Below are 15,664 nucleotides of genomic sequence, written 5' to 3' on the forward strand. Positions count from 1 at the left end.
GTTCATTGCTCCGGCCTGCCCATTAGGAAGGTGACCAATGCGTATTGACCGTTTAACCAGCAAATTACAGCTCGCTTTATCTGATTCTCAGTCCCTGGCGGTGGGTATGGACCATCCCGCCATCGAGCCTGCGCACCTCATGCAGGCATTGCTTGAACAGCAGGGTGGGTCGATCAAACCCCTGTTGCTGCAAGTCGGCTTCGACATCAACAGCCTGCGCAAGGCGTTGAGCAAGGAGCTTGATCAACTGCCAAAAATTCAGAACCCGACCGGCGACGTGAACATGTCGCAGGACCTGGCGCGCCTGCTCAATCAGGCCGACCGGCTGGCGCAGCAAAAAGGCGATCAGTTCATCTCCAGCGAACTGGTGCTGCTCGCGGCGATGGATGAAAACAGCAAGCTGGGCAAGTTGCTGCTGGGGCAGGGCGTCAGCAAGAAAGCCTTGGAAAATGCCATCAGCAACCTGCGAGGCGGCGATGCTGTCAACGACCCGAACGCCGAAGAGTCCCGTCAGGCCCTGGACAAATACACCGTCGACCTGACCAAGCGGGCGGAAGAGGGCAAGCTCGATCCTGTGATCGGTCGTGACGACGAAATCCGTCGGACCATTCAGGTACTGCAGCGCCGGACCAAGAACAACCCGGTGCTGATCGGTGAGCCCGGGGTCGGTAAAACCGCCATCGCCGAAGGCCTGGCTCAGCGCATCATCAATGGCGAAGTACCGGACGGCCTGAAAGGCAAGCGCCTGTTGTCGCTGGACATGGGCGCGCTGATTGCGGGTGCCAAGTTCCGGGGCGAGTTTGAAGAGCGATTGAAAGCGTTGCTCAACGAACTGTCCAAGCAGGAAGGCCAGGTCATCCTGTTTATCGACGAATTGCACACCATGGTCGGCGCAGGCAAGGCCGAAGGTTCGATGGATGCCGGCAACATGCTCAAGCCCGCCCTGGCGCGCGGCGAGTTGCACTGCGTGGGTGCCACGACGCTCAACGAGTACCGCCAGTACATAGAGAAGGACGCAGCCCTTGAGCGCCGCTTCCAGAAAGTGCTGGTGGATGAGCCGAGCGAAGAGGACACCATTGCGATCCTGCGTGGCCTGAAAGAGCGCTACGAAGTTCACCACAAAGTGGCGATCACGGACGGCGCGATCATTGCGGCGGCCAAACTCAGCCATCGTTACATCACGGATCGGCAACTGCCGGACAAGGCCATCGACCTGATCGACGAAGCTGCCAGCCGCATTCGCATGGAAATCGATTCCAAGCCTGAAGTGCTGGATCGCCTCGAGCGTCGCTTGATTCAACTGAAGGTTGAGTCCCAGGCGCTTAAAAAGGAAGACGACGAGGCGGCGATCAAGCGCCTTGAGAAACTTCAGGAAGAAATCGAGCGTCTGGAGCGCGAATACGCCGATCTGGAAGAAATCTGGACCTCGGAAAAAGCCGAAGTGACCGGTTCTGCGCAGATTCAGCAAAAGATCGAGCAATCGCGCCAGGAACTGGAAGCGGCGCGTCGTCGAGGCGACCTGAACCGCATGGCCGAACTGCAATACGGTGTGATTCCGGACCTGGAGCGCAGCCTGCAAATGGTCGATCAGCATGGCAAGCCCGAGAACCAGTTGCTGCGCAATAAGGTGACCGAGGAAGAAATCGCTGAAGTGGTTTCCAAGTGGACCGGTATTCCTGTGTCGAAAATGCTCGAAGGCGAGCGCGACAAGCTGTTGAAAATGGAAAGCCTGCTGCACGAGCGGGTGATCGGCCAGGACGAAGCGGTGGTGGCCGTGGCCAACGCGGTCCGTCGTTCGCGAGCCGGGTTGTCCGACCCGAATCGTCCGAGCGGTTCGTTCATGTTCCTTGGCCCGACCGGTGTGGGTAAGACCGAGTTGTGCAAGGCGCTGGCCGAATTTCTGTTCGACACCGAAGAGGCGATGGTCCGCATCGACATGTCCGAGTTCATGGAGAAGCATTCCGTGGCGCGTCTGATCGGTGCGCCTCCGGGATACGTCGGTTATGAAGAGGGTGGGTACCTGACCGAAGCCGTGCGCCGCAAGCCTTACTCGGTGATCCTGCTGGATGAAGTCGAGAAGGCGCACCCGGATGTCTTCAATATCCTGCTGCAAGTGCTGGAAGACGGTCGCCTGACCGACAGCCACGGACGTACGGTCGACTTCCGTAACACGGTCATCGTCATGACCTCGAACCTGGGGTCGGCGCGGATTCAGGAGCTGGTGGGTGATCGCGAGGCTCAGCGTGCTGCGGTGATGGATGCCCTGACTTCGCATTTCCGTCCGGAGTTCATCAACCGGGTCGATGAAGTGGTGATCTTCGAGCCGCTGGCCCGCGAGCAGATCGCCGGCATCACGGAGATCCAGTTGGGTCGCCTGCGTCAACGTCTGGCGGAGCGGGACCTGCGTCTGGAACTGGCGCCTGAAGCGATGGACAAGCTGATTGCAGTGGGCTATGACCCCGTGTACGGCGCACGGCCGTTGAAGCGGGCAATTCAGCGCTGGATCGAGAACCCGTTGGCTCAATTGATTCTGTCCGGCAGCTTCATGCCGGGTACCAGCATCAAGGGCACCGTGGTTGACGACGAGATCGTTTTTGTCTGATCTGCTGCCTTCTATATAGAAGCTGTAAGAGGGCGCTCCTGGTGAGCGCCCTTTTTTATGCGCGGGTGATGGTGTATCTCGAACGCCTGATTTTCGGGATCGGAGGGTGTTCTCGAAAAAAAGTTGCAAATCATTGTCTTAAAAGCAATTTGGAGGGTTGACAGGTGTTTCTGGAAATGTAGAATAGCGCGCCTCAGAGACGTGAACGCAGCGATGCAGACAGGTCAAAGAGGCTGAAAATGCAGGAGATTCAGGGTGGTATGTGCGGGATTCTTCTCGCAAAGATGTACTGAATTTGTTGTATTGAAGCGCGTCAAACGCTGCATCTGAAATTGATAGATTTGAAAAGATCGTTCCGTGATAGCTCAGTCGGTAGAGCAAATGACTGTTAATCATTGGGTCCCAGGTTCGAGTCCTGGTCACGGAGCCAATTTCAAGAAGTAGTACCGTCGGGGTATAGCGCAGTCCGGTAGCGCGCCTGCTTTGGGAGCAGGATGTCAGGAGTTCGAATCCCCTTACCCCGACCATTATTTGGGTCGTTAGCTCAGTTGGTAGAGCAGTTGGCTTTTAACCAATTGGTCGTAGGTTCGAATCCTACACGACCCACCATTTTTGACCTGGCTTCATCGGGTTGAATCTTAGGGAGTGACGTCAGTTGCGTCACCCGCTCTGGAAACGCCTTACGAGGTGTTTCTTTGTTTCAACGGGGTATAGCGCAGTCCGGTAGCGCGCCTGCTTTGGGAGCAGGATGTCAGGAGTTCGAATCCCCTTACCCCGACCATTTTCGCCCAGGCAGTATCCGGGTAGAAAATAAGGTTCAAGCGCCATCCGCGCTGGGCCAACAAAAAAGGCGTCCTTCGGGACGCCTTTTTTCGTTTCCGTGTTCCTGCTGTCCAGCTTTCTCCCATCCCATCCCGTCGCTGCGATGCAGGTGCCAGCAGAGCGGCACCTGCGGATGCGATTTGGGGCCGAGCCTGGTTTCTACTGCGCCTTGGGTGCATCGCCCCAATAGGCTTCGATCTGGGTTTTCAGCTCGGTCGGGATCGGTGCGAAGTCCAGTGAGCGGGCTTGTTGCTGGCCGCTTTCGAGTGTCCAGCGGAAGAAGTCTTGCACAGTCTTCTGGCGGTCGGCGTTCTTCGGCTGCCTGTAGAGCACGATGAACGTCGCGGCCGTGATCGGGTAAGCATTTTCACCCGGTGCGTTGAGCATCGACAGGTCGAAGTCCTTGGCATTTTTCCAGTCTGCGGTCGCGGCTGCCGCCTGGAAGGATTCAGTGCTCGGCACCACAAAATTTCCGGCGGTGTTCTGCAACAGCCCGAAGTTCAAGCCCTGCTGCTTGATGTACGCGTATTCGACGTAGCCGATCGAGTTCGGCATCTTCTTCACGTACGACGCCACACCTTCGCTGCCTTTGCTGCCAATGCCCACCGGCCATTTGACCGACGTCCCGGCACCCACGTTGCTTTTCCACTCGGCACTGACTTTCGACAGGTAGCTCGCCCAGTTGAACGTGGTACCCGAATCGTCCGAGCGATACACCACATTGATTTTCTGCGCGGGCAGTTTCACGTCGGGGTTAAGCGCCACCAGCGCCGGATCGTTCCATTGGGTGATCTTGCCCAGGTAGATATTCGCCAGCACCGGGCCGCTGAATTTGAGGGTGCCGGGCTTGATCGAAGCAATGTTGATCACCGGCACCACGCCGCCAATCACCGAGGGGAACTGCTGCAAGCCGGACGCCTGAAGCTCGCTCGAGCTCATGGGCATGTCGGTCGCGCCGAAATCCACGGCGCCTTCCTTGATCTGCGCAATGCCTGCGCCGGAGCCGATGCTTTGGTAGTTCACTTTTACGCCGGTCTTCTGGTCGTAATCGGTCGCCCACTTGTACAGCACAGGGTAGATGAAAGTGGAGCCGGCGCCGGTCACTTCTTGTGCAGCGCTGGCGCCGTCCAGCAGCGACAAGTTGAGTGCAATGCCCAGGCCTGCGGCCAGCATCATTCGGGAAAGCTGAAACATGGATGACTTCCTGTAATCGAGCGACATCGGGGTGTGATGCCTTAATGGGATCACAGTAATCAGCACGTTTTTATGACAGGAAGTAACCGAAGCGGATTGATTGCGTTTGTGTGCCGAACGATCTGTGGGCGTGAGCGTGCTCACGAAGACTGAGGTTCAGACGCTGCAGAACGGCTTGTTCAAGACCATTTTGAATTCCCCACAGTGATCGGCGTTGTCTTGATATCTCAGTACGTGCGCGATGGCGTCGTGGTGTTTTCAGGTTCGCGGTAACGTGCCAGATTCTCCCTCGCGGCCTGGCGCAACAGGCTGATATCGATGCCCACTGCCACGAACTGGCATCCCCAACTCATGTAGCGGCGGGCGTCTTCTTCCGCCGGAGCGAGAATGCCGCAGACCTTGCCGGCCGCCAGCGTGGCGTCGACAGCGTGGCGAATCTGTTTCTGCACGTCCGGGTGCGACGGATTGCCAATGTGTCCCAACCCGGTGGATAAATCCGCAGGACCGATGAACACTGCATCGACCCCTTCAACGGCAGCAATCGCTTCCACGTTCTCCACGCCCAGGCGCGACTCCACCTGCACGATCAGGCAAAGCGCCTCATGGGCAGTATTCAGGTAATCAGGCACGGCGTCCCAGCGCGTGGCACGTGTCAGTCCGCCGCCCACGCCGCGAACACCATGGGGCGGGTAGCGCATGGCCTGCACCAGCGCGCGGGCCTGTTCGGCGGTCTCCACCATCGGCACCATCAAGGTCTGTACGCCGATGTCCAGCAACTGCTTGATCAACACCGTATCGCCGGTCACGGCACGGACAACCGGCGCGGTGCTGTAGGGCATCACGGCCTGCAGCTGCGACAGAATGCTCGGCACGGTGTTGGGGGCGTGCTCGCCGTCGATGAGCATCCAGTCATAACCCAGGCCCGCAACGATTTCAGAGGCATACCCGGTGGCAAAACCGGCCCAGATGCCATATTGAGGCTCGCGTTTGGCCAAGGCGGCCTTGAACGCGTTGTGAGGCATTTTCATCAGCGGCTCCGTCAGGTGCGTGTCAGTGGGTGTAAGGCCGGTGCAGTGGGCACTCGGGATTGAGCGTCACACCAAAGCCCGGCTGGTCGAGTCTAGACAACCGCATGCGACCGTTTTCCGGCACAGGTTCGCCCAGCAACTGTGGATGGAACATCGGCACCACCTCGTCGGCTTTTGGCGCCATCATCAGAAACTCTGCAAACGGGCTGTTGGTGCGTGTGGCGACGAAGTGGTAGCTGTAAACGGACGATCCGTGGGGCACGACCAGTGCGTTGTGGGCGTCCGTCAACGCAGAGATCTTGATCAGCTCAGTGATGCCGCCGCACCAGCCCACATCTGGCTGGATGATGTCGCAGCAGCCCATTTCCAGCAGCATGCGGAACCCCCAACGGGTGGCTTCGTGCTCCCCCGTGGTGACCAGCATGCCCTTGGGGACGCTTTTGCGCAGGTCGGCATAACCCCAGTAGTCGTCGGGGGACAACGCTTCTTCGATCCATTTCAAGCCGAACTCCTGGGCGCCATGGGCGAGCCTGGTGGCGTAGTTCAGATCCAGGCTCATCCAGCAGTCGAGCATCAGCCAGAAGTCCTTGCCGACGCGCTCGCGCATCACCGCGAGCTCTTCAAGGTTCTTGCGCAGGCCTTCTTCGCCTTCGGACGGGCTGTGATGGAGCGGAAGTTTGCCGCCGATGAAACCCATTTTCTGTGCCAGATCCGGCCGCGCGCCCGTGGCGTAAAACTGCAACTCGTCACGAACCGCGCCGCCGAGCAGTTGGTGCACCGGCTCCTGACGGACTTTGCCGAGCAGGTCCCAGAGCGCCAGGTCGATGCCCGAGATCGTATTGATCACCAGCCCTTTGCGCCCGTAGTACTGAGAAGACAGATACATCTGGTCCCAGATTTTTTCGATGTCGGTGACTTTCGCCCCTTCAAGAAAACGGGCGAGGTGCTTCTCGACGATGTACGCCGCCGGTTCACCGCCTGTGGTCACGGCAAAGCCGACGTTGCCTGCCGAGTCTTCGATTTCCACGACCAGCGTGCCGAGCACGTTGATGCCGAAACTGCGACGGCTCTGGCGGTACTCCGGGTATTTGCTCATCGGTGTCGCGATGTGGTCGTCGATCCAGTGCCCGTCGCCCTGATCGTGATAGTCGGCACCGCCGCCCCGCAGAACGAAAGCGCGGACGTGCTTGATGGTTGGCGTGCTCATGGAGGACTCCTGTGATTCCAATGGAAGACGATCAGTGTTGAAAAGTCGGCAGTTTGTCCGCCGTGCTCGATTTGGGCGGCCGTATCCCCATGATCAATGCGGCGGCAATCAGCGTGGTCACCGACAGCAGATAGAGGCCCGCCACCGGTGTCTGAAACGCGCCTTCGGCCCAGTTCTTGATGATCGGTGCGATGAATCCGCCCAATGCACCGAATGAGTTGATCAACGCAATGGCGCCTGCCGCCGCGCTGCCGGCCAGGAAACTGCCGGGGAAGGTCCAGAACACCGGCTGCACGGCAATGAAGCCGGACGCCGCGAAACACAGGGCGAGAATGGCCAGCAGCGGATTGGCGAACGTGACCGACGCAGCAATGCCAAGCCCGGAGACCACCAGCGTCAGCGCGGCGACCAGACGGCGCTGGCCGGTGCGATCGGCAATCGCCGGAACACGCCAGGCGGCGATGAGCGCGCAGACCCACGGAATCGCGCTCACGAGCCCCACCATGAAACCGACCTTGCTTCCCATCAAACCGGCGACCTGCGAGGGCAGATAAAACACCACGCCGTAGACACTGGCCTGAATCAGCAGGTAAATCGCGCACAGGTACAGCACCGCCGGTTGGCACAGGGTCTTGAGCAGACTGCCATGGCGCTGTTTCTGACTGTCCTCGGCGTCGAGCACGCCTTGCAGTTGTTGGCGTTCTGCAGCGCTCAACCACTTGGCGTCCGTAGGGCGATTGTCCAGGTAAAAGTAGGCCCAGATGCCCACGGCTGTCGCCATCAGACCTTCAACCGCGAACAACCACTGCCAGCCATGGCTGCCAAGTACGCCGTCCAGTTCCAGCAGCAGACCCGACAACGGGCTACCGAAAATGAACGCCAGCGGCGCACCGAAGTAAAAGAAACCCATCGCCCTGGCACGTGATGCGTGAGGGAACCAGTAAGTGAGGTAGAGAATGACGCCAGGGAAGAACCCGGCTTCCGCCACGCCCAACAGGAAACGCAGCACGTAGAAGGTGGTTTCGTTGTGGGCAAAAACCATCGCTGCCGAGACCAGGCCCCACGTGACCATGATCCGGCACATCCAGAGCTTGGCGCCGACTTTGTGCAGAATCAGATTGCTCGGGACTTCCAGCAGCGCGTAACCGGCAAAGAATACGCCCGCGCCAAAGGCAAAGGCGGTGTCGCTGATGCCGGTGTCCGCCTGGAAAGCCTGCTTGGCGAAGCCGACGTTGGCGCGGTCGAGGAACGCCATGATGTACATCAATAGAAGGAAGGGCAGCAGGCGCCATGAAACCTTGGCCAGCAAGGACGCGGGGAGTGTGTTCACGACAGTATCCTTTTTGGAATTATTTGACTGCGTACGACAGGGACTCTACTGCCGCAAAGCGATGCGCGACCAATCGTTTTTAGCTTAGGATCGATACCCTCACGGTATCGATTACAGGACGCTCAACCATGCCCGACAGCAGCGCGCCCCAGCATCTGTTCAGTCGTTTGCGTTACAAGCACCTGCAAATGCTGGTGGTGCTGGGCTCCAGTCTCAATCTTCATCGCGCATCGCTGAACATGCACATGTCGCAGCCGGCCGCGACTCGAATGTTGCATGAGATCGAAGACATGTTTGGTTGCGAGCTGTTCGAGCGACTGCCGCGCGGCATGTGTCCGACCGCGCTTGGCAGGGAATTGTTGCGATTTGCCGAGTCGGCACTGAGCGGGCTGGACCGCTGTGCGGCGGACATGCAGGCGCGATTACACGGAGGCTACGGGTACCTGGCCATTGGCACCATTATGGGGGCAGCGCCGGACCTGGTCATGAACGCGGTGGCCGAAATCAAGGCGCTCAACCCGCAGCTGCGTATTCGCATCATGGGCGACACCAGCGATCAGGTGATTCAGTTGCTGGAACAGGGGCGCATCGATCTGGCGATTGCGCGGCGCAATGCAGCCACCGACCGCGAGCATTACGCATTCGAACCGCTAGGCAACGAGCAATTGATGGTTGTCGTGCATCAGGGCCACCCGCTGGCCAGACGGCGCAAGCTGGACTGGGCCGAGCTGGTCAGCGACTGGCCGTGGATTCTGCAACCCGAGAGCAGCCCTGCGCGTATCGCGTTCGATCAGGCACTGGAGCGTCTCGCTCTGCCAGCCCCCGCAGACATCATCGAGTGCAGCTCGGTGTACTCGATGCAGCAACTGGTGCAACTGACCGACGCGATCATGGTGCTGTCGGCGTCCGCGCTGCGTGATTATTTGAGGATGGGGTTGGTCAAGGCATTGCCGGTCAGAATCGAGGAACGGATGGCGCCGTTTGGATTGCTGACGCGCAAGGGCGAAGCGGCCAGTCGGGAGCGTGTACAGTTTATCGAGCTGCTGCGACGCAGGGCGGCCGAGCAAACATTCGCAGCGGATTGACCGCCAATGCCAGCATGCGGGTGCGCAACGGCAACGCCAGGTATAGACTCCAGACAGTCTTTTCAGGATCGGCCGGTATCTATGAAAGCTGCCATTCCGCCTTATGAAAACGAGCGCCTTCAGGCGCTGCATGAGCTCGACATTCTCGACACCCCGGCCGAGGCTGCGCTCGACCGAATCACCCGCCTGGTGGCACGCGTGCTCGATGTGCCCATCGCATTGGTGTCCTTGATCGATGAAGAGCGGCAGTGGTTCAAGTCCCGCACGGGCCTTGAGGCCAGTGAAACGCCGAGAGACGTGGCCTTCTGCGCCCATGCCATTTTGCAAACCATGCCGCTGGTTGTTCCGGACGCTGCGCAAGATGAGCGTTTTTGCGACAACCCGTTCGTGACCGGTGCGCCTCACGTCCGTTTCTATGCCGGTGTGCCGATACGCACCAGCAAGGGGTTCGCCGTCGGCACGCTGTGCGCCATCGACGACCGCCCCCGTGAGTTGAGTCGGGACGAACTGGATATCCTGCGCGATCTGGCCGATGTCGTCAGCCGCGAGGTCCAGCTGCGCGAGAACCTGATGGTGGCGCGGATGCAGAGAAATCGCTCCGATGCCTTGTTCAGGGCGAGCGAAGCGGGGTATCGCTCAATGTTCGAGCTGGCCTCGGTGGGCATCGCGCTGGTGGCACCGGATGGTGGCTGGCTCAGCGTCAACACGGCCCTTTGCGACATCCTTGGCTACACCCCTGACGAACTGAAAGTCCTGACCTTTCAGGACATCACCCACCCTGACGACCTGAACACCGACATGGAGCTGTTGCGCCAACTGACCGCGAACGAGATCGACCGCTATCAGATGGAAAAACGCTACCTGCGCAAGGATGGGAGTCCGGTCTGGGTCAACCTCAGCGTCACCAAGAAATTGTCCGAGGACGGGGATCTGGAATATTTCATCTCGATCCTTCAGAACATTCAGGCACGCAAGGAGCTTGAACAGGAAGCTCGACACGATGCATTGACCGGCCTTTACAACCGTCGCGCCCTGGACGCCCTTCTGCCTATCGCCCAGGCACGCGCTGATCGATCGACGATGCAAATGGCATTGATGTTCATCGATCTGGATGGTTTCAAGGGTATTAACGACACCTATGGGCATGATGCTGGTGACGATCTGCTGCGGACTATTTCTGCACGTCTGCAAAGCTGCATCCGGCGAACCGACAGCCTGGTCCGGCTGGCGGGCGACGAGTTCATCGTGGTGCTGGAAGGCATTGTGCCGGGCGTCGAAGAGGCGCGAGAGGTGGCCAAAAAGCTGCTGACGGCGATTGCCGAGCCGATCATCATCAAAGGTGACGTGATCCGAACCAGCGCCAGTGTAGGGTTCTCCATGTACGAACCCGGCTCCGGCAAGGCTGCGGATGAACTGATGCGCGAAGCCGACCGCTGGATGTACAAGGCAAAACACATGGGGAAAGGGCGGGTGATGCCGTAGTTGGCAGATAACCTGTGGGAGCGGGCAGGCTCGCGAAGGCGTCAGATGATCGTTCCCACGCTCCGCGTGGTAACGCCGCCCTGGACGCTCCGCGTCCCGCTCTGATTGACGCAGAGCGTCAGGGGATGTGTTCCCACGCGGAGCGTGGGAACAATCAATTGAGGTGCGGCAGGCCGTGAACCTTAGTGCAGCTTCATTCTCGGCTCTGTTCCTCGGCCAATGCGGCTGCCAAGCATCAGCATCAACGTGCGGAAGGCGCCGTACAGCGCCATCTGGTGCATGCGATACAGCGACACATAGAACATCCGCGCCAGCCAGCCTTCGAGCATCACGCTGCCGGTCAGGTTGCCCATCAGGTTGCCCACTGCCGAGAACTTCGACAGCGAAATCAGCGAGCCGTAGTCCTTGTAGCGGTATTCCGGCAGATCACCGCCTTCGATTCGCAGTCTCAGGGACTTCACCAGCAGCGAGGCCTGTTGGTGGGCTGCCTGGGCGCGTGGCGGAACGTTGCGGTCGGTGCCTTTTTGCGGACAGGCCGCGCAATCGCCGAACGCGAAGATGTTGTCGTCACGGGTGGTCTGCAGCGTGGGACGTACCTGAAGCTGATTGATGCGGTTGGTTTCCAGACCGGCGATGCCTTCCAGAAACGCCGGTGCGCGAATGCCCGCTGCCCAGACTTTCAGCGTCGCCGGGATCGTTTGCCCTGTCGCCGTGACCAGGCTGTCAGCGGTCACTTCGCTCACCGCGGCATTGGTCAGCACCGTGACGCCCAGTTTCTCCAGCGTCTTGTGAACCGGTCCACCAATGCGTTCGGGCAGCGCCGGCAGGACACGCGGGCCGGCTTCGATCACGGTGATACGCAGGTTCTCGGGTTTGATCTGGCCCAGGCCATACGCGGCCAGCTCATGCGCGGCATTGTGCAGTTCAGCCGCCAGCTCGACGCCTGTGGCGCCAGCACCGACGATGGCCACGTTGATTTCTTCGGTCGCCGCCCGCTCACTGGCATGTGCGCGCAGGTAGCGATTGAGCAACTGCTGATGGAAGCGCTCTGCCTGCTTGCGCGTATCGAGGAACAGGCAGTGTTCTGCCGCGCCTTTGGTGCCGAAATCGTTGGTGGTGCTGCCAACGGAAATCACCAGCGTGTCGTAATCCAGGCTGCGTGCCGGGACCAGTTCGTCGCCGTTTTCATCCTGGGTGGCGGCGAGATGAATCTGCTTGTTCTCGCGATCCAGACCGGTCATGCGACCCAGTTGAAACTGGAAATGGTTCCATTTGGCCTGGGCCACGTAGTTCAGCTCGTCCCCGTAGGAGTTGAGCGAACCGGCTGCCACTTCATGCAGCAGAGGTTTCCAGATGTGAGTCAGGTTGGCGTCCACCAGCGTGACGCTGGCGGTGCCTTTCTTGCCCAGGGTTTTACCCAGGCGGGTCGCCAGCTCCAGACCACCAGCGCCTCCGCCGACGATCACGATACGATGAGTCATGGGGATATCTCATAAGGCTTAAGGAATTCTCTTTTGGCTCTATCCGAGCGAGCGCCAGGCAGCTCATAGCGTCAGATAGCTCAATAAACGGCTCAACAGACCCAGTCCGATCACCACGGCCAGGACCACCACAAGAAGCAGCCAGGGCCTGAAAGGCCGGCGCTCGACTTGATGCTGCGGCGCGCGAAGGTACTCTTCGACACGCTTTTGGTCCTCGGGGTTCAGGCGGCTGGTCATATAAGCCTCGTCATGAACATTGACCGGCGTCAGGCGACGACGGACTCAGATGCTTTAACCTCGTTGACGACAGACTCCGGCCATTCGATACAGCGGGTCTGCGGGCGATGTCGCTTTGTAACATTGGGCGAGGAGTTGCGCCATCACAGGCTGATTCCCACATCGAACACCACGCTGCGGCCCAGGTTTGTCCGCAGAAAATCCGGCGCGTCGGGGTGCGCGAACAGCACCCGAGCGAAGGTGGGGCCCACCAGCGACAGGGAACGCCAGCCTTGACGCAGGTATTCGGTCGGCGGCGGGAAGTGGCTGTTGAGGTCCAGCACTTCGCGTTTGAGGCTGGTGAAGGCGATGATGTCCAGTTCACTCAGGTCCAGCCCGCGCTGCTTGTAGTTATGGGCCTTCTTGCGCAGCGTAGGCGCCAGGCGACGCAGCAGTTCGGAGGCTGGAATGCGCTTGGGCTTTGCTTCGCGCCGGACCAGTTGGCTCAAGGAAAACGCGCTGCGTCTGCGCTGCAATTCTTCACGCCATTCATCGTTGAGACGGCGCCCTTCGTCGAGCACGAAAAACACCTCAAAACACGCATCGCGAAACAGTACGTCCGGCGGTTCTTGCCCGGCGGGCAGAAAGTCGTCGGTGCGATGAGGGATGTTCAAGCCTTGCAGCAAGCGCTGGCACACCCACCGTTCGCGCTCCCACTTGCGCGCGTTGGACAGGAATGCGTTGGCTTGCTCGGCCTGGATCGTCAGCAGACGTAAATAGTCGGAGTCATCCATGAGGGCAAGCTTAGCGCTCCGGGATAAAGATGAAACACCCTGCTGAACATAAAGTGAGTCGCAGGAAAGCGCGCTCCAGCACGGGATGGCGGCCTGGCCGTTGTGCGATGTTTACGATGCGGGTCGCGCAGGGCTTCAAGGGTTTGCGTGGCCGCATAATCGGCTAGAATCCGCGACACGGTTTTTCCTCTCATCGTTGCGGGAGCGCTTGCTTGAAACTCTGGACCCTGTTGTTCCTCGCGTTGCTTCCTTTCGCCGCCAATGCGCTGGAAGTCGGTGACAAACTTGCCCCCTGGACCTTGCTCGACCAGTACGACCAACCCTATACGCTCGGCGATGACACGCAGATTCTGCTGGTCGCGCGCAGCATGGACGCGGCGAAAATCGTCAACGGCGCATTGCAGGGCACGCCGAAAACGTTCCTTGAGTCGCGCCACGCTGTCTTCGTCGCCGACATCCAGAAGATGCCGGCAATCATTGCCAAAATGTTCGCCGTGCCTGCGATGCGCGCCTATTCCTATCGGGTGATGCTGGATCGCGACTCACGCGTGGTGCCGCGTTACCCCGGTGATGCGGAAAAGGTGCTGGTGCTGCGGCTGCACAACGGGCGGGTCGTCAGCCAGGCGCAATTCGCCAACGCAGAATCGCTGCGTAGCGCCCTCGCGCAGCCCTGAGCGGCATCAAAAGCCAGCCGTCCCTAGCGCCAGTTCCGCCACCAGAAAATCAATGAACGCCCGCGTTTTCATCGGCACCCGGCGTGCCGATGGATACACCGCATTCACGGATATCGCGGGCGCCTCCCACTCGCATAACACCGCTTTCAATCGTCCATCGGCCACGGCCCTTTCGACGATGAAGTTCGGCAGTAACGCGATGCCCATTCCCGAGACAGCCGCCTGCGCCAGGATGTCGCCATTGTTCGCGTGCAGCGGTCCGCTCACGGTCACGCGCTGGGTTTCCTTGCCGTTGCACAATTGAAGACTGATGCCGCTCTGCAGGTAGCCGTAACTGAGGAACTTGTGGTTGCTCAGGTCCTTGGGCGTTTGCGGTGTGCCTGCCTTGGCGAGATAAGCAGGGGAGGCGACCATGATCCGTGGAGCGGGCGCCAACGAACGCGCAACCATCGATGAATCGGGCAAGCTGGCGATGCGGATCGTCACGTCAAAACCGCCCTTCACCGGGTCTACCTGTTGGTCGCTCAATACCACTTGCAGTTCGACATTGGGGTGACGCTCGTTGAACAGCGGGATCAGCGGACCCAGGCGGCTCAATCCAAACGACATCGGCGCGTTGACACGCAATACGCCACGTATCTCCTCCATCCCTGTGCGTGCCCGCTGCTCGGCTTCATCCAGCGAAGCGATGACATCACGACAGGCGTCGTAATACTCCGCGCCCGCTTCGGTCAGGTGCAGGCTGCGTGTTGTGCGTTGGAGAAGCTGTACGCCGATGGCTTCCTCAAGTGCCTGGATCTGTTTACTGACTTTCGAGCGGGGCACGTCCAGCGCGCGAGCGGCTGCGGCAAAACCATTGGCGCCGACGGTGGCCACAAAAGCGCGCATGCATTCGATACGGTCCATTAATGTCCCTAGTATGGAAACAATGAGTCTCGATTTTATGGGATTGTTCCGAAGTCGGCTAGTCCGTAGATTTACTCCCAAGCCAGCAAGCAAACAGCTCAACGGGCAGAACCCATGAGCTAGAGCGGCCAACCCCTACTGACTTTCGACATCTAAAGGAACATGCCATGTCTATCCGCGAACTGCTGAACCCAACCAACGCTGCTCTGATCCTGATCGACCACCAGCCACAAATGGCCTTCGGCGTGCAGTCGATCGATCGTCAGACACTGAAGAACAACACCGTCGGCCTGGCGAAGGCCGCCAAGATCTTCAACGTGCCGACGATCTTCACCTCGGTTGAAACCAAAAGCTTCAGCGGCTACATCTGGCCTGAACTGCTGGCGGTCCACCCGGAGCAACAGCCGATCGAGCGCACCTCGATGAACTCCTGGGAAGACAAGAAGCTGGTAGAGGCGGTCAAGGCGACGGGTCGCAAAAAGCTGATCATCGCAGCACTGTGGACCGAGGTCTGCCTGAACTTCCCGACGCTGGACGCCCTGGCTGAAGGCTACGAGGTCTACATCGTCACCGACGCCTCGGGTGGCACGACCAAGGAAGCACACGACATGTCGGTGCAGCGCATGATTCAGGCTGGCGCGGTGCCTGTCACCTGGCAACAGGTCCTGCTCGAATTCCAGCGCGACTGGGCCCACAAGGAAACCTACGAAGCGGTCATGCAACTGGTCCTGGAGCACAGCGGTGCTTACGGCATGGGCGTCGACTATGCCTACACCATGGTTCACGGCGCTCCGCAGCGTAAGCTCGACTGACCTGCAACAGCTTGATCACTGAAACACCCGG

At 59.6% G+C, this 15,664-nt stretch carries 13 protein-coding genes and 4 tRNA genes; 9 read left to right on the forward strand and 8 right to left on the reverse strand.

Translation table 11 applies throughout. The annotated features are described in order from the left end of the window. The first annotated feature begins 37 nt into the window (after positions 1-37). The 5 genes from clpB to BMY73_RS12950 all read left to right on the forward strand — a co-directional run bounded on the left by clpB (position 38) and on the right by BMY73_RS12950 (position 3,383). Entirely contained in the window at positions 38-2,602 is a 2,565-nt protein-coding gene (clpB, locus tag BMY73_RS12930; protein WP_062378745.1) for an ATP-dependent chaperone ClpB, read from the forward strand. A gap of 354 nt (positions 2,603-2,956) precedes the next feature. After that, positions 2,957-3,032, forward strand: a tRNA-Asn gene (locus BMY73_RS12935). 20 nt (positions 3,033-3,052) lie between these two features. Beyond that, positions 3,053-3,129, forward strand: a tRNA-Pro gene (locus BMY73_RS12940). A 6-nt stretch (positions 3,130-3,135) separates the two neighbouring features. Beyond that, positions 3,136-3,211, forward strand: a tRNA-Lys gene (locus BMY73_RS12945). Positions 3,212-3,306: 95 nt separating this feature from the next. After that, positions 3,307-3,383, forward strand: a tRNA-Pro gene (locus BMY73_RS12950). A gap of 200 nt (positions 3,384-3,583) precedes the next feature. Here the strand turns inward: BMY73_RS12950 and pstS are convergent. The 4 genes from pstS to BMY73_RS12970 all read right to left on the reverse strand — a co-directional run bounded on the left by pstS (position 3,584) and on the right by BMY73_RS12970 (position 8,183). Next, positions 3,584-4,618 carry a phosphate ABC transporter substrate-binding protein PstS gene (pstS, locus tag BMY73_RS12955; RefSeq protein WP_092407510.1) on the reverse strand — a complete coding sequence of 345 codons (1,035 nt, stop codon included), beginning with the start codon at positions 4,616-4,618 and terminating at the stop codon, positions 3,584-3,586. Positions 4,619-4,845: 227 nt separating this feature from the next. Beyond that, on the reverse strand, positions 4,846-5,646 hold the full coding sequence (locus tag BMY73_RS12960; RefSeq protein ID WP_092407512.1) for an aldolase/citrate lyase family protein: 801 nt from the start codon (positions 5,644-5,646) through the stop codon (positions 4,846-4,848). Between the two features lie 22 nt (positions 5,647-5,668). After that, entirely contained in the window at positions 5,669-6,853 is a 1,185-nt protein-coding gene (gene rhmD / locus BMY73_RS12965) for an L-rhamnonate dehydratase (protein WP_092407514.1), read from the reverse strand. A gap of 31 nt (positions 6,854-6,884) precedes the next feature. Further along, positions 6,885-8,183, reverse strand: a complete 1,299-nt coding sequence (locus BMY73_RS12970) for an MFS transporter (RefSeq protein ID WP_092407516.1) — start codon at positions 8,181-8,183, stop codon at positions 6,885-6,887. A gap of 128 nt (positions 8,184-8,311) precedes the next feature. Here BMY73_RS12970 and BMY73_RS12975 point away from each other — a divergent pair, with 128 nt between their 5' ends. Both BMY73_RS12975 and BMY73_RS12980 read left to right on the forward strand, forming a co-directional pair. Further along, a complete protein-coding gene (locus BMY73_RS12975) occupies positions 8,312-9,268 on the forward strand; it encodes a LysR family transcriptional regulator (protein WP_092407518.1) in 957 nt (318 codons plus the stop codon). 81 nt (positions 9,269-9,349) lie between these two features. Further along, positions 9,350-10,750, forward strand: a complete 1,401-nt coding sequence (locus BMY73_RS12980; protein ID WP_092407520.1) for a sensor domain-containing diguanylate cyclase — start codon at positions 9,350-9,352, stop codon at positions 10,748-10,750. Positions 10,751-10,932: 182 nt separating this feature from the next. Here BMY73_RS12980 and BMY73_RS12985 read toward each other — a convergent pair whose 3' ends face one another. The 3 genes from BMY73_RS12985 to BMY73_RS12995 form a co-directional block, all read right to left on the reverse strand. Continuing rightward, positions 10,933-12,231: an NAD(P)/FAD-dependent oxidoreductase gene (locus BMY73_RS12985; RefSeq protein WP_092407522.1), complete on the reverse strand. Its 1,299-nt coding sequence runs from the start codon at positions 12,229-12,231 to the stop codon at positions 10,933-10,935. 63 nt (positions 12,232-12,294) lie between these two features. Continuing rightward, positions 12,295-12,468 (reverse strand): DUF3094 family protein, encoded by a 174-nt coding sequence (locus BMY73_RS12990; RefSeq protein ID WP_092407524.1) that lies wholly within the window; start codon positions 12,466-12,468, stop codon positions 12,295-12,297. Between the two features lie 143 nt (positions 12,469-12,611). After that, complete coding sequence (locus BMY73_RS12995) at positions 12,612-13,241, reverse strand: DUF1780 domain-containing protein (protein WP_062378734.1); 630 nt, start codon at positions 13,239-13,241, stop codon at positions 12,612-12,614. A 212-nt stretch (positions 13,242-13,453) separates the two neighbouring features. On the opposite strand from BMY73_RS12995, the gene BMY73_RS13000 reads away from it, so the two are divergent. Beyond that, a complete protein-coding gene (locus BMY73_RS13000; protein ID WP_092407526.1) occupies positions 13,454-13,915 on the forward strand; it encodes a hypothetical protein in 462 nt (153 codons plus the stop codon). 6 nt (positions 13,916-13,921) lie between these two features. Here the strand turns inward: BMY73_RS13000 and BMY73_RS13005 are convergent, their stop codons facing one another. Further along, positions 13,922-14,821, reverse strand: a complete 900-nt coding sequence (locus BMY73_RS13005) for a LysR family transcriptional regulator (RefSeq protein ID WP_092407528.1) — start codon at positions 14,819-14,821, stop codon at positions 13,922-13,924. A 167-nt stretch (positions 14,822-14,988) separates the two neighbouring features. Between BMY73_RS13005 and BMY73_RS13010 the strand changes: the two genes are divergently transcribed. Next, positions 14,989-15,633 carry a hydrolase gene (locus BMY73_RS13010; protein ID WP_062378730.1) on the forward strand — a complete coding sequence of 215 codons (645 nt, stop codon included), beginning with the start codon at positions 14,989-14,991 and terminating at the stop codon, positions 15,631-15,633. Positions 15,634-15,664 lie beyond the last annotated feature (31 nt).

Origin of the sequence: Pseudomonas sp. NFACC02, from assembly GCF_900110765.1 — a bacterium.
GTDB lineage: Bacteria > Pseudomonadota > Gammaproteobacteria > Pseudomonadales > Pseudomonadaceae > Aquipseudomonas.